Source organism: Deltaproteobacteria bacterium, assembly GCA_020845895.1.
Taxonomy (GTDB): Bacteria; Lernaellota; Lernaellaia; order JACKCT01; family JACKCT01; genus JADLEX01.
Window position 1 is genome coordinate 12,816 of the sequence record JADLEX010000169.1, and the last position, 18,596, is coordinate 31,411.

The 18,596-nt window shown below is 65.9% G+C and carries 19 protein-coding genes; 17 read left to right on the top strand and 2 right to left on the bottom strand.

Annotated features, from left to right (window positions below):
• The first annotated feature begins 84 nt into the window (after positions 1-84).
• From IT350_21215 to IT350_21225, 3 genes are all read left to right on the top strand, one after another.
• Positions 85-1,542: a HAMP domain-containing histidine kinase gene (locus IT350_21215; GenBank protein ID MCC6160581.1), complete on the top strand. Its 1,458-nt coding sequence runs from the start codon at positions 85-87 to the stop codon at positions 1,540-1,542.
• On the top strand, positions 1,539-2,999 hold the full coding sequence (locus tag IT350_21220) for a sigma-54-dependent Fis family transcriptional regulator (GenBank protein MCC6160582.1): 1,461 nt from the start codon (positions 1,539-1,541) through the stop codon (positions 2,997-2,999). The genes IT350_21215 and IT350_21220 overlap by 4 nt, the downstream gene beginning before the upstream one ends.
• Before the next feature lie 155 nt (positions 3,000-3,154).
• On the top strand, positions 3,155-4,306 hold the full coding sequence (locus IT350_21225; protein ID MCC6160583.1) for a hypothetical protein: 1,152 nt from the start codon (positions 3,155-3,157) through the stop codon (positions 4,304-4,306).
• Between the two features lie 72 nt (positions 4,307-4,378).
• On the opposite strand, the gene IT350_21230 is transcribed toward IT350_21225, so the two are convergent.
• Positions 4,379-5,050, bottom strand: coding sequence for a hypothetical protein (locus tag IT350_21230; protein MCC6160584.1), 672 nt, complete (start codon positions 5,048-5,050; stop codon positions 4,379-4,381).
• Positions 5,051-5,135: 85 nt separating this feature from the next.
• Positions 5,136-6,290 carry a pyridoxal phosphate-dependent aminotransferase gene (locus IT350_21235; protein MCC6160585.1) on the bottom strand — a complete coding sequence of 385 codons (1,155 nt, stop codon included), beginning with the start codon at positions 6,288-6,290 and terminating at the stop codon, positions 5,136-5,138.
• A 158-nt stretch (positions 6,291-6,448) separates the two neighbouring features.
• Here IT350_21235 and IT350_21240 point away from each other — a divergent pair, with 158 nt between their 5' ends.
• From IT350_21240 to IT350_21305, 14 genes are all read left to right on the top strand, one after another.
• Positions 6,449-8,098, top strand: a complete 1,650-nt coding sequence (locus tag IT350_21240; GenBank protein ID MCC6160586.1) for an MmgE/PrpD family protein — start codon at positions 6,449-6,451, stop codon at positions 8,096-8,098.
• A 117-nt stretch (positions 8,099-8,215) separates the two neighbouring features.
• The gene (locus IT350_21245) at positions 8,216-8,839 is read left to right on the top strand and encodes an MBL fold metallo-hydrolase (protein ID MCC6160587.1); all 624 of its coding nucleotides are present in this window, start codon (positions 8,216-8,218) and stop codon (positions 8,837-8,839) included.
• Positions 8,840-8,857: 18 nt separating this feature from the next.
• Positions 8,858-10,057 (top strand): bifunctional phosphopantothenoylcysteine decarboxylase/phosphopantothenate--cysteine ligase CoaBC, encoded by a 1,200-nt coding sequence (gene coaBC, locus IT350_21250; GenBank protein MCC6160588.1) that lies wholly within the window; start codon positions 8,858-8,860, stop codon positions 10,055-10,057.
• Positions 10,058-10,059: 2 nt separating this feature from the next.
• The gene (locus tag IT350_21255) at positions 10,060-10,923 is read left to right on the top strand and encodes a uracil-DNA glycosylase (protein ID MCC6160589.1); all 864 of its coding nucleotides are present in this window, start codon (positions 10,060-10,062) and stop codon (positions 10,921-10,923) included.
• Positions 10,920-12,284 carry a nodulation protein NfeD gene (locus IT350_21260; protein MCC6160590.1) on the top strand — a complete coding sequence of 455 codons (1,365 nt, stop codon included), beginning with the start codon at positions 10,920-10,922 and terminating at the stop codon, positions 12,282-12,284. Before IT350_21255 ends, IT350_21260 begins: the two co-directional genes overlap by 4 nt.
• Positions 12,285-12,316: 32 nt before the next feature.
• Entirely contained in the window at positions 12,317-13,084 is a 768-nt protein-coding gene (locus IT350_21265; protein MCC6160591.1) for a slipin family protein, read from the top strand.
• A 17-nt stretch (positions 13,085-13,101) separates the two neighbouring features.
• Positions 13,102-14,163, top strand: coding sequence for a tRNA preQ1(34) S-adenosylmethionine ribosyltransferase-isomerase QueA (gene queA / locus IT350_21270; GenBank protein ID MCC6160592.1), 1,062 nt, complete (start codon positions 13,102-13,104; stop codon positions 14,161-14,163).
• Positions 14,164-14,193: 30 nt separating this feature from the next.
• On the top strand, positions 14,194-15,276 hold the full coding sequence (gene lpxK / locus IT350_21275; GenBank protein ID MCC6160593.1) for a tetraacyldisaccharide 4'-kinase: 1,083 nt from the start codon (positions 14,194-14,196) through the stop codon (positions 15,274-15,276).
• Positions 15,273-15,878, top strand: coding sequence for an HAD family hydrolase (locus tag IT350_21280; GenBank protein MCC6160594.1), 606 nt, complete (start codon positions 15,273-15,275; stop codon positions 15,876-15,878). Before lpxK ends, IT350_21280 begins: the two co-directional genes overlap by 4 nt.
• Positions 15,871-16,887: a bifunctional hydroxymethylpyrimidine kinase/phosphomethylpyrimidine kinase gene (locus IT350_21285; protein MCC6160595.1), complete on the top strand. Its 1,017-nt coding sequence runs from the start codon at positions 15,871-15,873 to the stop codon at positions 16,885-16,887. The genes IT350_21280 and IT350_21285 overlap by 8 nt, the downstream gene beginning before the upstream one ends.
• The gene (locus IT350_21290; GenBank protein MCC6160596.1) at positions 16,872-17,354 is read left to right on the top strand and encodes an adenylyltransferase/cytidyltransferase family protein; all 483 of its coding nucleotides are present in this window, start codon (positions 16,872-16,874) and stop codon (positions 17,352-17,354) included. Before IT350_21285 ends, IT350_21290 begins: the two co-directional genes overlap by 16 nt.
• The gene (locus tag IT350_21295) at positions 17,351-18,298 is read left to right on the top strand and encodes an NAD-dependent epimerase/dehydratase family protein (protein MCC6160597.1); all 948 of its coding nucleotides are present in this window, start codon (positions 17,351-17,353) and stop codon (positions 18,296-18,298) included. The genes IT350_21290 and IT350_21295 overlap by 4 nt, the downstream gene beginning before the upstream one ends.
• A 9-nt stretch (positions 18,299-18,307) precedes the next feature.
• Positions 18,308-18,499 (top strand): Trm112 family protein, encoded by a 192-nt coding sequence (locus tag IT350_21300; GenBank protein ID MCC6160598.1) that lies wholly within the window; start codon positions 18,308-18,310, stop codon positions 18,497-18,499.
• Positions 18,477-18,596: 3-deoxy-8-phosphooctulonate synthase (locus IT350_21305; GenBank protein ID MCC6160599.1), on the top strand; the 120-nt coding region annotated here is incomplete at its 3' end. The genes IT350_21300 and IT350_21305, both read left to right, overlap by 23 nt.

The window sequence follows — 18,596 nt, forward strand, 5'->3', positions numbered from 1 at the left end:
GAAGTGTAATCCGTCGCGCAAACATCCGTTTCCCTCTCGCGTAAACTGACAATATCCGAAAACGGAGGTGGGGAGGGGCGATCGTTGACGGACATGGCCGTCGAACACGAGTGGAACGACATCCACGCCAAATTCCGCTCGGCGATCAAGATCAATCTCGCGGTGGTCGTGCTCATCACGGTCATGGTGTTCGTCGTCTGGCGCGCGCACCGGGCGTTCGACCTGAGCTACGCCCAGTTCGCCCTTTCGTCGGGGTGGGCGTTCGCGTATTGCACGTTTTTCGCGATCTGGAATCGTCGCGGATTCGAATTGAAACACCACTCGCCCACGTATCACCGAAACGGAGTGGGCATCGGGCTCTACCTCGCCAACCTCGCCTCGATCGCGGTGCTTGTCCATTTCACCGGCGGTGCGCAGAGCCTGTTCATCCTGCTCTTCGCGCTGCTCGCGCTGATGTGCGAGTTCATTGTGCCGCCCGCCATGTCGCGCTGGATGATCGCCGTGATGCTCGCGGTTTACGGCGCGCAGCTCGTCATCGAGCACCTGCTGCAGGTTGCTCACGGAGCGGCGCCGAGGATGAGCGGTCTGTTCGAGTTCACCGACGCGGCGCACCGGAACCTGGTGTGGTCCACCGCGACCATGTACGCCGCGGTCGTCGTGACAACCCTGCTCGGCGTGCGCATCGGGCGCGAACTGTTTTCGACGCTCGGGGAGCAGCGCGCGCAGATCGCCGCGGCGCGCGACACGCTGGAGGAGCGCGTACGGGAACGCACGGCCGACCTGCAACGGGCGCTGGTCGAGGTGCGCGGCGCTTACGCGGCGCTGGAACAGGATCGCGAGCAACTCGCGCGGTTCAACGCCAACGTCGCCCACGAGCTGCGCACTCCGTTGAATATCCTGCAGGGAAGTGTGGCGAACGTGCTCGACGGCGTTTACGGATCGCTCGGCGAAGGGCAGGAGAGGGCGCTCGGGCACCTGCGGGACAATGTGGAGAAACTGCGTCGCATCATGGAGACGCTGCTCGACGTCGCGAAGTCGTCCGCGGGGAAGATCGAGATTCACCGCGAACAATTCTCGCCCGTTTCCGAGATCCGGAACATCGCGCGCGAGTTGGAGTCGGTGTCGTCCGGTCGGCGGGTCGAGGTCGTCGCCGATGCCGACGCGGCGGCCGCCCTTGCCCTGACGGACCGTTTCAAGTTCGGTCAAATCCTGACGAACCTGATCGAAAATGCGCTCAAGTACGCGCCCGACGGACCGGTCAGGATCGTCGTTCGCTCCGGCGCGTCGAGCCTGTCCATCGAGGTGCGCGACGAAGGCCCGGGCGTCGCGCCCGAGGAGGCCAGGTTGATCTTCGAGCCCTTTGCACGGGGCCGAGCGGCGAACCGAAAGTCTGGGTCGGGTCTGGGACTGTCGCTCGCGCGCAGCCTCGCCCGACTTTTGGGCGGCGATGTCGTTCTGCAAGAGCACGCCGGCGCCGGCGCGATCTTCGTCCTGACGCTTCCGCCCGCGGACTCTTCATCGGAGGTTCGGATTCATCCATGACGACGAACGCACTCGAAATTCTGGTGGTGGAAGACGAGGACGCGCAACGGGAGTTGATCTGCGACCGTTTGCGCGCCGAGGGCTATCGTGTCCGCGACGCCGCGGATGCCGATTCCGCGATCGCCCAATTCGGCGCGCGGCCGCCCGACCTCGTTCTCATGGACATCCGGTTGCCGGGGATGGACGGATTCGAGGCGGCGAAAACCCTGCGCTCCATGCCGGCGAATCGATACGTTCCCATCATCGCCTGCACGGCGCGGGACCAGATCGAGGACCGTGCTCAGGCGTTCGACTTCGGAATCGACGATTACGTCACCAAGCCCTTCGAGATGGCGCAGCTCGTTCTGCGTATCCGGTCGGCCGCCCGGATGATCGCGACCTTCACGGATTACCGCCGGGCGGTCACGGAGAATCAGCGACTGCGTTCGATGGTCGAGGAGATCGCGCGGCAGGTCCCGCGTCCGCGAAGTTCCGAGCACATCGTCGGCGACAGCGATGCGCTGCATGGCGTCTTTGCGCGGTTGATGCCCGCCGCCGTGTCCGACGCGACCGTGCTGCTGCTTGGCGAAACCGGCACCGGCAAGGAACTCTTCGCGCGGCTGATCCACGACAACAGCCCGCGCCGCGATCGGGCCTTTGTTGTACAGGACTGCACGACGCTCCCCGGCAATCTCGTGGAGTCGGAGTTGTTCGGCCACACGCGCGGTGCGTTTACCGGGGCGACGGGCGCCCGCGCCGGCCTCATCGTCTCCGCGGACGGCGGCACCGTATTTCTCGACGAGATCGGCGACCTTCCGTCCGACGCGCAGGCCCGGCTGCTGCGCCTGGTGCAGGAGCGCGAGATCCGCCCCGTCGGGTCGGATACCGTGCACAAAGTCGACGTCCGCCTCATCGCGGCCACGCACTGCGATCTGGAGCAGCGCGTCAGGGACGGGCGATTTCGCGCCGATCTCTTTTATCGGCTCGGGCAACTGCGCGTCACGATTCCGCCGCTTCGCGAACGGGTCGAGGATATCCCGCTCCTCGTCGCGCATTTTCTGGCGGAGTATGCGCGCCGCTACGGCAAGAGGATGGTCGATGCCTCGGCGGGCGCGATCGATACGCTGCGGGCATACCCGTTTCCCGGCAACGTGCGGCAACTGCGTCACGAGATCGAACGGGCCGTCATTTTTTTCGGCGACGAACCCGCGCTGGAGATCGTTCATCTGAGCGAGGAGATTCGGCGGGAAACGCGTCGCGAGGCCGGCGGGTCGGCGCCGATGGCCGCGTCGCGCGAACGGGAAGCGAGCCTCGTCGAAAGACGGCACGAGGCCGAGCGCGGGATCGTGGAAGACGCGCTGCGCGCAAGCGGCTACAGCATCACACGCACGGCGACGGCTCTCGGGCTCACACGCCAGGGGCTTCGAAAAAAGCTCATCCGGCTGGGCTTTTCGTCGTCGAAGACGCCGGAATCCTGAACCGCCCCCGGTGAACCGCTTGTGAAAAAATCTCTTGAGGTTTGCTCGGCGGGGGCTATAATTTTCCAGTCCGACCATTCCGTTCTTCTCTTGGTTCCGTTCGTCTCTTGGGGGGGGCAATGCGTTGTCGAAATTTTCGATCCTCGTTGTGCTTGATGACGGCTTTGATCCTGGCCGTTTCGCAGTCGGTCTCGACGGCGACGGCGCAAACGGATGATGACGAAGACTGGGCGGACGCCGTGCTGGCGCTCATCGCGGGGATCGACTTCGAGAGCTACGCCATCGGACCGCTGGGTTCGCCATGGACCGTGACGCCGAGCGGTGCCTCGACGATGACGGTCGAGAGCCTCGTCGCCCTCGCGGGATCGGGCAAAGCCCTGAAGATCAACGGCGGAAACACGGTCGACACGGACTATGTCGTGGGCAACTACCCGTTCGCGGATACCTCGGCGGACATCTGGGTGGACTTTCAGGTCTATACCGTGGGCCCAGGCAACGAGTGGGGTTTTCGCTTATGGCAGAATTACCTTGGAAGTCCATTTGTCGAGACAGCCATTTCGATGGACTCCGGCAATCTGAACGCCGTGACCTGGACAGGTGCCGATTTTGAGTGGGTGAGCTGTGCCGCGTTTTCGGCGAGTGCCTGGCATCGCGTCACGGTCAACCTCGATTTCGACACTGGCTTCTACGACGTGTACCTGGACAACACGCTCGTCTGCAACGATTTTTACCAAATATGGGGCGATCAGACGCCGTACGCTGACATCGACTTCCTCGACTGGAGCGACGCCAACTTCGGCGGCGTGACGTGGATCGACAACATTTACATCGGCACGACGCCGCCGCCCGTCCCAACGACCACGACGACGACCACCACCACGACCACGTCGTCGAGTTCACCCACCACGACAACCACCACCGCCGGAAGCACGACCACGACAACCGCGGGCACGACGACGACCACGACGAGCGGATCGACCACAACAACAACCGCGGGCGCGACGACAACCGTGACCACCACATCCACCACCACGACGACGGGTGGAGGTGACGACGACACGGCCGACGACGATACGACCGACGACGATACGGATGATGACGCGGACGACGATACGGATGATGACGCGGACGACGATGCGGATGATGATGGCGACGACGACACGTGGTTTCCGGATGACGATGCCGACGACGATGCCGACGACGATACCGACGACGACAGCGACTGGCCCGGCGGCGACGACGACACCGCCGATACCGGCGGCGGCGGCGACGACGATGACGACGGCGGTTGCGGCTGCGGTTGCTGACGAATCAGCGAACGAAATCAGCGGGGACCGGTTCGCCGGTCCCCGTTTTCGTCGAGATCTTTAACGTTCGCGCTAGAGGGAGAGGAGCAACCGGAGCGAGACAAAGGACGTGATGTGGGACATCATCGACGCCGCGAATACGTCCGCCGACCTGGCGAATTCGTCGATATCGATGGTGTTTGCCGGTGTCCCCGGTTCGCCGACAATTGCATCTGCCGATGCGGCTTGCGTGGACCGCGTATCTTGAAACGTGACGAGCGTGCGCAGATATCCATCGTACCGGGCTGATCTGAGTGATACGACCGTGTCTTCGCGAACCCAGTCGCAGGTGAGATGCAGCCGGCCCTTCGCGAGCCGTTTTTCGAGCGCGTCGTCGTAGACGATCGCGCCCTGCGTGCAGAATCCGGCGGTGGGTTTGCCGAATGACTGCGTCAGAGTCAATCGCCATTTCTCGAACGTCTTCGTGTGGCGCGACGCCACATAGGGATCGAGCTGCGTCGCGACGATGATCTTGCGCCGATAGAGTCCCTCTTCGTCGAAGTCATAGACGGAGACCGTCTTCTTTCCCGAGAGCCGGCCCCGCACATAAAGCCGCCCCTCGAACTCGCGATCGACCTTGAGGAGTGCGATCCGGTCTCGCGGCGTCCCCCAGGCGAAGTCCATGAACTCCGGCGACGGCTCGCCGATGTTCAGAAGCTGCTGCGTCGACGCGGGGAGAGGAGTCGTCAGAGATGCCAACATCACGAAAAAGTTCAACAAGAAGAAAGAGGCGCGACGGCGTTTCGGCACGGCGGCGTTCTCCAGCCAAGTTCTCGATGACGTAATTCTATCACTCGCCGAAATATCGCGCGAGTCGGGCGAGCCCTTCGTCCAGCCGCTCGTAACGATTCGCGTAGCTGAGGCGGATGTAGCCCTCGCCGCCGGGGCCGAAGTCGGTTCCCGGTGTCACGGCCACCCCAGCGCGTTCCAGAATGTCGAAGGCCAGCGCGTGAGAATTCATGCCGCGCCGTGCGCAGACGTCGCGGACATTGACGAAGGCGTAGAAGGCGCCGGTCGGCTCGACGCGCAGCGGCCGGCCCATCTCGCGCAGGCGCCGCATCACGAGTTCGCGACGGCGTGCGTATTCGCTCCGCATCGTCTCGACGTGTGCATCGCAGTCGCGTAGCGCGGCGATCCCGGCCGCCTGAACGAAACTGCCCGCCGAAATGAAAAAGTTCTGCTGGATCTTCTGCATGGCACGCGCGAGATCGGGCGGCGCGATGACGTACCCCAGACGCCAACCGGTCATGGCAAAGAGCTTCGAGAACCCGCTCGTCACCACGCACTCCTGCGTGAACTTCAGCATCGAGTGCGCGCGCTCGCCGTAGGTCAGGCCGTGGTAGATCTCGTCCGAGATCACCAGCACGCCGAGCGACGCCAGCTCCCGCAGCGCGACCGCGTCCATGATGTTGCCCGTCGGGTTCGACGGCGAATTGACCAGCACGGCCTTGGTGCGCGGGCCGATCACCGCGCGCACGGCATCGGCGCGCAGCGCGAATCCGTCGTCCTCGCGCACCGGCACGCGCACCGGCGCGCCCTGCGCGAACGCGATCATGTTCGGGTAGCACGCGTAATGCGGGTCCGAAATCACGATCTCGTCGCCCGGATCGCACAGCGCCATGAACGCGATCAACAGCGCCGCCGACGAGCCCATCGTCACGACGACACACTCGGGCGAAACCGTGACGCCGTATTGCCGCGCGTACCACAGGGCGATCGCCTCGCGCAGGTCGGGCGTGCCCATGCTGTGCGTGTAGTGGGTGTCGCCCGCGCGGATCGCCGCGATGCCCGCCTCGATCACCGGCGGCGGCGAATCGAAGTCGGGCTCGCCGACCTCAATGTGCACGATGTCGCGGACCTGCCGTTCCAGCTCCTGCGCGCGCTCCAGAACTTCCATGACGTAGAACGGGGGAATTTCGAGGGCTTTTTGCGAAACGCGCGACATGACGAGGCGACCCCGGCGAGCGGACGCGACGGATGTAACGCGATTCGCGCGCGGGATCAACGACGCGGCGCTCGGACGCGGGGGGTGTTTGCGAGGGCGATCCCTTCCGCGCACAATGCCGTCGCGATCCGTCGCGGGACCGAAGGGAGAGAAACGCCATGAACGAAACGACCATCGAGTGGCTCGCGCGCTGGGCCGCCGAACTGCGTTTCGAGGACATTCCGGAACGCGTGAAGGCGAAGGCGCGGCTCCAGCAGGCGAGCGTCATCGCCGCCTCGTTCGCGGGCCTGCACGACGACGGCGCCCGCCGCGTGATCGACGCGACGAGAAAACACGGCGGAAACGGCGGCGCTCGCGTGATCGCCGGGGGATTTCGAACCTCGCGCCCGGCGGCCGTGCTCGCCAACGCGTCGGTGTCGTGCACGTTCGATTACGACGAGATCCTTCTGCTCGGCCATCCGGGGCATTCCAGCGTCACGGTTCCGCTGGTGCTCGGCGAGGAACTCGGCGCGAGTCGCGATGACATTCTCGCGGCGCAGGTCGCCGCCAACGAGATCCAGGGGCGACTGGGGCTGGCGACCTTTCTGGGGCCGCAAAACGGCCAGATGCTGCCGTATCTGCACTGCGCGGGCGCGGCGATCGCGGCGGGTCGCCTGCTGCGGCTCAATGCGAAGGAGACGGCGCACGCACTGGCCGTGGCCCTCGCGCAGCCTCCGGCGGCGCTCTGGCCGGCGTTTTTGGGTTCCATGGATGGCAAGATCCTCACGGCGGCGCACGGGGCGTCGGCCGGGGTATTCGCCGCCGAGCTGGCCGCCGAAGGCTTCACCGGCGCACTGGATCTGCTCGACCACGAGCGCGGGTTCTTTCATCGATTCACGTTTGTGCCCTTTCACGGCGCGCTCACGGGGCTCGGCCGCGCGTGGCTCACCGACACGCTGCAGGTCAAGCTTCATGCCGCGTGCTGGTATTACCAGGGCTTGCTGGACGCACTCCACGATGCGGTGGGGCGCGTCTCTCGCGAACGGGGCCGCGCCCTGCGCCCGAGCGATATCCGCCGCGTCACCTGCCGCGTGACGGCGCTCGCGAAGGCCGTGGATGCGTCGGAAGGCGGTGGATCGCGAGGCCGCCTGCTTGCCAACGAGGTCAACTTTTCCATCCCCGCCGCCGTGGCGGTCATGCTCCTGCGCGGGCAACTGCTCCCGGCGGACCTGACCGCGCATCGGCTGAACGAAATCGAACGCGACGTGCGCGAACTCGCCGCGCGCGTCGAGGTCGTCCACGACCGCGCCATGACAGGGAACATGCTGCGCTCCGTCGATGAAGCCATCGACGTGGTGAGTCTCGCCGCGCCCGTCTCGGGCCGCGAGCTCGCGGCGGCGGGCCGTGCGGCGCGTCGCGAGTTCCCGCGTGCATCGGTGCTCGACGCGCGCGACCTGATGGCGATTCTTCCCGCGCTGCCCCGGTTGGTGCGTCGCCACCGCGCGGCGCGCGAAGCGAGCTATGACTTGGGAGATCGCCCCGTCGAACAATGCGTTCTATCGATTCCCGGCGCGTTCGAAATCGAGTTGGCGGATGGGAGACGATTGGAAGGCGAGGGCGTCGTGCCCGAGGGCGCGCTGTCGCTGGCCGGCGCGGCCCAAAAGGTGGCCGCGAAGTTGTGTTCCTCATCGCACGAAATCTTGTCCGAAAGCGACATCGAGCGATTGTGGAACGCGATCACGAACGCGAAGACGGGCGTCTCGATAGACGAACTGGCGGCGGCGCTCGACGCGGTGCCGGCGGGCCAACGCCGCTTCGACCGGCGGTGACGGCATCGCTCGCGGCTTGACCCTTCTCGTCGGCGGACGTTAAGGTCGGCGCGGGGTGGGGAAATTCCCCTTTTCACCGACGCGAAAAAATCGTTCCGAACGCTGGAAGGACGGCGTATGATCCTGAAGAGTCTGGAAACCGGCCCGCTGATGGTCAATTGTTACATCGTCGCCGACGACACGACGCGCGAGGCCGCGGTGATCGACCCCGGCGGCGACGCGCCGGCGATCCTCGTTGCGCTCAAAGAGGACGCGCTCAAGTGCGTGATGGTGGTGAATACGCACACCCATTTCGATCACATCGGCGGCAACGCGGCGCTGATCGCGGCGCTCGACGTCGAGCTCATCACGCACGCCGACGAGGCGTTCGGGCTCGCGCGGGCGGACGGCGCGGCCATGGCCTTCGGGATGCCGTCGCCGAAATCGCCCGAGGCGTCGCGCTTCGTGAAAGAGGGCGACGTGTTGGAGATCGGCGGGCTGCGCGCGCGGATCGTGGAGCTGCGCGGGCACAGCCCGTGCGGGATCGGTCTTGTCTTCGACGAACAGAAATGCGCGATCGTGGGTGACGCGCTCTTTGCCGGGTCAGTCGGGCGGACCGATCTGCCGGGCGGAAACGGGCCGCAACTGCTCGCGGATATCCGCGAAAAGCTGCTCACGCTGCCCGACGAAACGCTCGTGTGCCCCGGACACGGGCCGACCACGACGATCGGACGCGAGAAGAGGTACAATCCATTCTTTTGAGGTGATGCGATGTCGGCAGTGTTGGGCGGCAAGAAGATTCTCGTCGGCGTGACCGGCGGGATCGCCGCGTACAAGGCCGCGGAACTCGTGCGCCTGTTCGTCAAGGCGGGCGTCGAGACGCACGTGGTCATGACGAAATCGGCGACGCAGTTCGTCGCGCCGCTGACGTTCCAGACGCTCTCGCAGCACCCCGTGCATTTGGAACTCTTCGACCTGATGGAAGAGTCCGAGATCGGCCACATCCGGCTCGCGCAGACGGCGGATTTGGTGGTCATCGCCCCCGCGACCGCGAATATCCTCGGCAAGGCCGCCTGCGGCATCGCCGACGATCTGCTCTCCACGATTTTGCTCGCGACCGACGCGCCGATCCTCGCCGCGCCGGCGATGAACGACCGGATGTGGGCGAACGCGGCGGTTCGGGAGAACGTGGCGCGGCTGCGCGCGCGCGGCTGGAACTTCGTCGATCCCGAGTCGGGCGATCTCGCGTGCAAGACAGTCGCGGTCGGGCGTCTGGCGGAGCCGGAAGCGATCTTCGAAGCGGCGGCGGCGCTGCTGGCGCCGAAACCCCTCGAGGGGCGGCGTGTGGTCGTCACCGCCGGGCCGACCGTCGAGCCGATCGACGACGTGCGCGTGTTGACCAATCGGTCGAGCGGCAAGATGGGCATGGCGCTCGCGGCCGCCGCCCGCGAACGCGGCGCGTCGGTCACGGTGATCCACGGCCCGGTGAGCGCGGCGATCCCGCCGGGTGTCGAAGCCGTGCGCGTCGGCACGGCGGCGCAGATGTTGGACGCTCTTCGTGCGGCGATGTGCGGCGCGGACGTGTTGGTCATGTGCGCGGCCGTGGCGGATTTCCGCCCGGCCAAGGTCGGCAAGGGCAAGGTCGCAAAGAGCGACATGGCCGCCTCCATCGCGCTCAAACCCAACCCCGACATCGTGGCGACGATTCGCAAGGAGTTTCCCAAGACCGTCATCGTAGGGTTCGCGGCGCAGACCGACGCGCTGATGGAAAAGGGCGGGAAAAAGCTGCGCGAGAAGAATCTCGACTTTGTCGTGGTGAACGACGTGTCGAAAAAGGACATCGGCTTCGACGCCGACGACAACGCGGGATTCGTGCTCGGCCGCGACGGATCGCGTTTCGACATCGCGAAGACCGCGAAGCTCGAATTCGCGAGAATGATTTGGGACCGCGTCGCGCCCGCGCGCGGCGATCGGAGCTGACGATGGCGGACGAAGCGGAACACACGGATCCCTTCGCCGCACTGCGCACGGTGCTGGGCGACGTCGAGTTCGCGCTCGAGCGCATGCGCGCGCGGGGGGCCGAGGCGTCGTGTTCCGATGCGGCGCTGGAAGCGCTTCGGCGTGGGCTGACGGATTTTCTGACGATCGAATCCGCAGCGCCGTTGGAAACGATCGCGCCGGTAGCGCCGTCGGAGACGACGGAGCACGTCGGGGAGGTAGCGCCCGTGCCCAAATCGAGTTCCGACCTGCCGAAACCGGAACGGTCCGCCGCGCGGATGCTCGTCGAAATCCGCGAGGACCTCGGCGATTGTACTCGGTGCAAACTGCACGCGGAGCGTAAGAACATCGTCTTCGGCGTGGGAAATCCCGATGCGGAACTCATGTTCGTCGGCGAAGGACCCGGTGCGGACGAAGACGAGCAGGGCGAGCCGTTCGTCGGTCGCGCGGGACAGCTCCTGACGAAAATGATTCAGGCGATGGGCAAGCAGCGCAGTGACATCTATATCGCCAACGTCGTGAAGTGCCGGCCGCCGGGCAACCGCGCGCCGACGCCGGACGAAGTCGCGGCGTGCGGACCGTTTCTGCGTCGGCAGATCGAGGCGATCGGACCGAAGATCATCTGCACGCTCGGCAACGCCGCCACGTCGGCGCTGCTCGGAAAAAACGAGGGGATCACGAAACTGCGCGGCACGTTTCATCCCTTCGAAGGCGGCGTTTTGGTCATGCCGACCTACCATCCCGCCTACCTGCTGCGCAGCCCCGACCATAAAAAAGATGCGTGGAACGACCTCCAGCAGGTGATGACCGAACTCGGCTGGCCGATACCGAAGCGGGGCGCACCATGAAACGCACCGTCCGCACCTGGACTTTTCTTGCGATGATGATGCTCGGCACGGTGCTGGCTGTCGCCGCGCCGTCGCCGCCCGAACCGGCGGGGGATGCGGTGGCGGACGCGCCGCCCCGGGTTCTCGTCATCACGCTCAAGGGATCGGTCAATCCGGGCAGCGCGGACTTTTTCATCACGTCCATCGAGCGCGCCGAAAACGAAAACTACGACGCCGTGGTGATCGAGCTCGACACCCCGGGCGGGCTCGTCGAATCGACACGCGACATCGTGCAGAAGTTCCTCGCGTCGCGCGTGCCGATCATCGTGTACGTGTCGCCGTCGGGGGCTCGTGCGGGCAGCGCCGGCGTGATGATCACGATGGCGGCGCACGTCGCCGCGATGGCGCCGGGCACCAACATCGGCGCGGCGCATCCGGTCGCGGGCGGCGGTCAGGAAATCGACGAGACGATGGAAAAGAAGATCACCAACGACACCGCCGCTTGGATCGAGGGCATCGCCGAGCAGCGCGGGCGCAACAAGGAATGGGCGATCAAGGCCGTGCGCGACAGCGTCAGCGTCACGGCGACCGACGCGCTCGCGAACAACGTCGTGGACGTGATCGCGAAGGATCTCGCCGAGGCGCTGGCCGCCGCCGACGGGCGCGACGTGACGATCGGCGCGGACGAGAAGCGCAAGCTGCGTCTCGCGAATGCCCAAGTCGTGCGCATGGACCCCGGGCTCAAGCACCGCTTCATCATGCGTCTCGCCGATCCCAACATCGCCTATCTGCTCATGATTGTCGGCATCCTCGGCATCTACGCCGAGTTTTCGCACCCCGGCATGATCTTCCCGGGCGTCATCGGCGTCGTGGGATTTCTGCTCTTTCTCATGAGCGCGCAAATCCTGCCCATCAACGTCGTGGGCGTCATCCTCATTGTCGTTGCGCTCGCGCTGTTCGTCGCCGAGATCAAGTTCACAAGCTACGGGATGCTCACGATCGGCGGCGCGATCGCACTGGCACTGGGGTCGCTGTTCCTGTTCGACGTGCCCGAAAAGGTCGTGGAGACCCCGGAGTTTTCGATGCGCGTGTCATGGTGGCTGATATTGCCCGCGACGATCGGCTTTTCGCTCATCGCCGCGATGATCACCTTTGTCGTTCTCAAGTTCCACCGACGCGGCCCGCAGACCGGCGAAGAAGCCGACCGCGGCAAAATCGCCCGCGTGTTGGAGCGGATCGGCCCCGATGGCGGGCAGGTCAAATTCGACGGGGTCATCTGGAACGCCGTTTCCGACGAATCGATCGACGCGGGCGAAACGGTGGAAGTGCTCGAATCGAGCGGAGCCATCGTCCGCGTGAAAAAAATCGCGGGATCGAATTGACGGTCGCGCAACCCCAACGCAGGGAGTGAGCCATGGAGATTTTCGGCGGGATCGGGATTCTGGTCGCATTCGTTCTGGTGTTTATTCTTTCGGGATTGCGGATCCTCAACGAGTACGAGCGCGGCGTGATTTTCCGCCTCGGGCGGGTCGGCCCGCTCAAGGGCGCGGGCCTCAAGTGGATCATTCCGATGATCGACCGCATGGTCAAAGTCGGCACGCGCATCATCACGATGGACGTTCCGCCGCAGGACGTCATCACGCACGACAACGTCACCATCAAGGTGAATGCCGTGTTCTATTTTCGCGTCGTCAATCCGCTGAAGGCGATTCTCGAGGTGGAGAACTACATTTATGCCACCAGCCAGTTGGCGCAGACCACACTGCGCAGCGTGCTCGGCGAGGTGGAACTCGACGACCTGCTCGCCCACCGCGAAAAGGTCAACGCCAAGCTCCAGAAAATCATCGACGAGCGCACCGACCCCTGGGGTGTGAAGGTCACGGCGGTCGAGGTGAAGCACATCGATCTGCCCGTCGAGATGCAGCGGGCCATGGCCAAGCAGGCCGAGGCCGAGCGTGAACGCCGCGCCAAGGTCATCGCCGCGGAGGGAGAGTTCCAGGCGTCCGAGAAGCTCGCGCAGGCGGCGAATGTGCTCGATCGCGAGCCCGCCGCGCTCACGCTGCGTTACCTGCAAACGCTGCGCGAGGTGGCGACGGAGAAAAACTCGACGACGCTCTTCCCCCTTCCGATCGACCTGTTTCGCCCGTTCCTGGAGAAGCACCTCGGCGGAAAGAAAGACTGACCGCGTCGCGCGTCTCGATGAAGCTCGCGGATTTCGATTACGCGCTGCCCGATGACCTGATCGCGCAGCAACCGGTGGAGAAGCGCGACGAGGCCCGGCTCCTCGTGTGGAACCGCACGACGCGGTCGCTGAATCACGCGCGTGTTTGCGATCTGGCCGATTTTCTCGCGCCGGAGACGCTGCTCGTCTTCAACGAGACAAAGGTCATTCCTGCACGTCTCCACGGACGCAAGCCGTCGGGCGGCGCGGTCGAACTGCTCCTGCTGGAACGCACGGACGCGCGGCCGAAGGTGTTCACGGCGATGGGTCGTGCGTCGAGGGGACTGCGTGTCGGAGACGTGGTCGAATTCGACGGTGGAGCGCGCGCGACGATCCGCATTAAACGCGAAGACGGGCTCGTCGAGGTGGAGTTCGACGGCGGCAACGCCATCGAGGACGTGATTGAACGGATCGGCGTGATGCCGCTGCCGCCCTACATCCATCGATCGCGCGAGGACGACGAGGCCATCCGCGAGCGCGACCGCGAGCGCTATCAAACTGTGTTCGCGCGCGAACCCGGCGCGGTGGCCGCGCCGACCGCCGGGCTGCACTTTACGCCGGAACTTCTGGATGCGATCCGCGCGCGCGGCTTCGAAGCGGCGTTCGTCACGCTACACGTCGGCGCGGGGACCTTCGCGCCCGTCAAGGTGGACGACATCGACCGGCACGTGATGCACGAGGAGGCATTCTCGATATCCGAAGACGCCGCGCGGAGCATCAACGCGGCGAAGTCCTCGGGCCGCCGCATTCTCGCCATCGGCACCACGGTCTGCCGCGCGCTCGAGTCCGCCGCGATCGATGGCGGCGTGAAACCGGGCGCGGGACGCACCCGCCTCTTCGTCAAACCCGGCTATCGCTTTCGCGTCGTCGACGATCTGATGACGAACTTCCACCTGCCGAAATCGACTTTGCTCATGCTTGTTTCCGCCCTCGTCGGCCGCGAGGAATTGCTCAATCTCTATCGTATCGCCGTCGAAGAGCGCTACCGATTTTTCAGCTACGGCGACGCGATGCTCGTTCTCACCGACGACCGCGCTTGATTTTTGAACGCCGCGTGGCACATTGCGTCCGTGTCCGATCTTCCTGCTCACTATGATCGAAAAAATCCATCGACGCTCGAGCGCCTCGCGTGGCTGCCGATCGACGCGATCGGACTCGCGTATGCCGCGATCATGCGCGCGCGCGCGGCGATGTATGACGCGGGTTTCCTTCGGTCCATCGACCCACCGATCCCGGCGATCAATGTCGGCAACCTGACCCTCGGCGGCACGGGCAAAACGCCGCTGACGCTCGAGGTCGCGCGAATCCTCGCGGAGATGGGACGTCGGCCCGGCATCGTTTCGCGGGGCTATCGCGCGAGACGCGAAGGCGAGATCGCGATCATTTCCGACGGATCGCGCTTGCTTCTCGATGCCAACGAAGCGGGCGACGAACCCGTGATGATGGCACATCGCGATCCCCGCATTCCCGTGGTCATCGGTGCGCGGCGGCCCGAGGCGGTTGCGCGGGTCGCGGCGCTCGGCGCGGATGTCGCCGTGTGCGACGACGCGTTTCAGCATCTACGCCTCCGGCGACGACTCGACGTGGTCGCGATTCAGGGCGCGGCCGGTTTCGGCAACGGTCGCGTCTTTCCCGCCGGACCCCTGCGCGAACCGATGAGCGCGCTCGCCCGGGCGCACGTGATCGCCGAAAACGTCGGCGACCGCGAGTCCGATCACGAGCGCGTCGTGCGCGATGCGGGATTTCGCGGCGACTTTTTGCGCTGGTCGTATCGCGTTGTCGAACTTCGCCGCTTGAGCGACGACGCCGAGGTCACGATCGAGACTCTTCGCGGTGCGTCTGTGCACGCCGTCGCCGCGACCGCGCGGCCCGAATCGTTCGCGCAGACGCTCGAATCGCTCGGCGCGCGCGTCGTACATCGAACGTATCGGCGCGACCACCATCGCTGGACCCGCGCGGACCTCGACGAGGCGCGGCGGATTGCCGCAACCGGCGGTGTTCCTTATCATATCGCCACGGAAAAGGACGCCGTGAAGCTGCGCGGCGTGGACGGCATCGACGAGATCCCGTTTTTCGTTCTGATGGTGGATGTGCGCTGGCATGACGACGGCGAGGAGCGTCTGCGTCGCCGTCTGGTCGAGTGCCTGCGATAACGAAAGTCGGAGTGCGTGTGAAACGGCCCGCGGTATTTCTGGACCGGGACGGAACGTTGACCGAGGAGGTCGGCTACGTCAATCACATCAGCCGCCTGCGCGTGATGCCCGGCGTGTGCGGGGCGCTCTTTCGCCTCAACCGCGCGGGCGTCGCGGTCGTCGTCGTGACCAACCAGGCCGGTGCGGCGCGCGGCTATTTCCCCGTATCGTTCATCGACGAGGTGCAGGCCGAACTCGTCCGCCAGATCGAGGCGGGCGGGGCGAAACTCGACGGGCTGTATTACTGCCCGCACCATCCAAGTTCGAAAAATCCCGCGCTGGCCGTGGACTGCGATTGCCGCAAGCCGAAGCCCGGCCTCATCGAGCGCGCGTGCGCCGAACTCGATCTCGATCCCACCGCGTCGTTCGTCGTCGGCGACAAATACACCGACGTCGAACTCGGGCACCGCGTGGGCGCGCAGGGAATCCTCGTGCTCACGGGCTACGGCCGGGGCGAGATGCAGTGGTTCTCCGCCGGCTGGCCCGCGCCGCCCGATTTCGTCGCCGAGGATCTGAACGAGGCGGTCGATCACATCCTGCGCCGGTTGGGTCGCGATGGATAGAAACGACCGCCTGCGCGAGATTCTCGACGCCATGTCGGGTGCGACCGTCGCCGTCATGGGCGATCTGGTCGCGGACCTGTACCTCTACGGGCAGACCAAACGCGTCAGCCGCGAAGCCCCCGTGCTCATCCTCGAACACCAAAGCGAGCGCCTCGTGCTCGGCGGCGCGGCGAACGCGATTCACAATGCGCACACGCTCGGCGCGCGCGTGGTGCCCATCGGCATCGTCGGGCGCGATCCGGCGGGCGCGGCGGTGCGCGACGAGCTGCGCGTGCTCAATGTGAACGACGAGTGGGTGCTCGATGTGGACGGGCGCGCGACGACGACCAAGCAACGCATCGTCGGCAGCGGCCAGAACACGACGTTTCAGCAGATCCTTCGCATCGACCGGGGCGACACGCGGCCCGTCGATCGCGTGACCGAGATGCGCCTTGTTGAGGCCGTCACCGAGGCCTCGCGCGACTGCGGCGTGCTCGTCGTGTCCGATTACGGGTACGGCGTCTTCACGCCCGCCGTCATCGAGCGCGTCAACCACCTCGCCGAATCCGGCCGCGTGCGCGTGCTCATCGACAGCCGCTATCGGCTCACGCAATTTCGCGGCGCGTACGCCATGACACCGAACGAACCCGAGGCGCAGGAAGCCGGCGGGCGCGTGATACGCACCGACAACGACGCCGAAGAGGTCGGCCGCGCGCTGATGTCCGCCACCGGCGCGCAGTCGATCGTCGTCACGCGCGGGCGGCGAGGCATGTGCCTCGTGCGTCCTGACGAGCCCGCCCGGCACATCCCCATCTTCGGCGGAGACGAGATCGCCGACGTCACCGGCGCGGGCGACACCGTCATCGCCACGATCGCGGCGGCCACGGCGGCCGGCGCGGATCTGCTGGAAGCGTGCGTGCTCGCCAACGTCGCGGGCGGCCTCGTCGTCATGAAGGCCGGCACCGCCACCGTGAGCGCCGCCGAGATCCGCGAGGCGACCCTGCGGGAGGACCCATGGCCGTCGTCCTGAACCGCGACGAGGCCGTGACCGCGCTGGCTCGCGAGCGCGACGCGGGGCGCACGATCGTCTTCGCCAACGGCGCGTTCGACCTGCTGCACGTCGGGCACGTGCGTTATCTGCATGGCGCGGCGGCGCAGGGCGACGTGCTGGTCGTGGCGCTCAACTCGGACGAGTCCGTGCGCGGCCTCAAGGGCGCGGGCCGCCCGATCCTGCCGCTGACCGAACGCCTGGCGCTCGTCGCCGCGATCGAGGGCGTCGATGTCGTCACGTGGTTCGACGAGCCCAACGTCTCGTCGCTGCTGCTCGCGATCCGCCCCGACGTGCACGCCAAGGGAACGGACTACACCGAGGACACGGTGCCCGAGGTCGAAACGGTGCGCGCATACGGCGGGCGCGTGGCGATCACGGGCGACCCCAAGGACCACAACACCACGGACATCATCGCGGCCATCCGCCGCGCGGGAGCGGCGACGTGAGGGTGCTCGTCACGGGATGCGCGGGGTTCGTCGGCAGTTCGGTCTGCGAGCGCCTGCTCGCGTCGGGCGTGGACGTCATCGGCGTCGACATCTTCACCGACTACTACGAGCGCTGGATCAAGGAACGCAATCTCGCCGTCAACGCCGCGCATCCGCGTTTTCACTTCATCGAGGCCGACATTAACCGCATCGACGTGAAAGACCACCTCGGCGCGGGCGACGCCGTGGTGCACGAGGCCGCGCAGGCGGGCGTTCGCGCGAGCTGGGGTTCTAGCTTCGAAATCTACACCGCCAACAACGTCCTCGGAACGCAGCGTCTGCTCGAAGGCTGCCGCGACCTCGGCCTGTCGCGCTTTGTGTACGCGGGGTCGAGCTCCGCCTACGGCGACGCGCCGCGCTACCCGACGCGGGAAACGGATCTGCCCAAACCCGTCTCGCCCTACGGCGTCTCGAAGCTCGCGGGCGAGCATTTGTGCGACCTGTACCGCGCGAACTTCGGCGTGCCCACGGCGATCCTGCGTTACTTCACCGTGTACGGCCCGCGCCAGCGGCCCGACATGGCGTTCCACCGTTGGTGCCGCGCGGCGATGACCGGCGAGGCGCTCACCGTCTTCGGCGACGGCGAGCAGACGCGCGACTTCACCTTCATCGACGACGCGGTCACGGCCACCGTGCGCGCCATCGACGCACCGGGTGCCATCGGCGAGATCATCAATGTCGGCGGCGGCCATCGCATCACCGTGCGCGGCGTGCTCGATATCCTCGCGCGCACGCACGGCTCGGCCCCGGCGATTCGGCTGTCGGAGCGCCAGAAGGGCGACGTGCTGCACACCGGGGCCGACATCGCCAAGGCGCGCGCGATTCTGGGATTCGATCCGCAGGTGCGCGTCGAGGACGGGCTGCCGCGCGAATACGCCGACATCAAGTCGCTGTACGGGCTATAGGGGGCGACGATGGGACTGCGCGAAATCGCCGACATCCTGTGCTGCCCGATCTGCCGCGCGCCGCTGGAATTTCAGGCCGAGGAGGGGCGGCTCGACTGCGCCGCGTGCGGCCTGGGCTTCCCCATCGACGGCGACATCCTCTATCTCTTGCCGCAAAAAGCGAAGGAATTGACGGACCATGAACACGGTGAACGTCGGTAACATCCCGATCGGCGCGGGGCATCCGCTCGTGCTCATCAGCGGCCCGTGCGTGATCGAGGATCGCGACACGGTCTTCGCCATCGCCGACGCGCTCAAA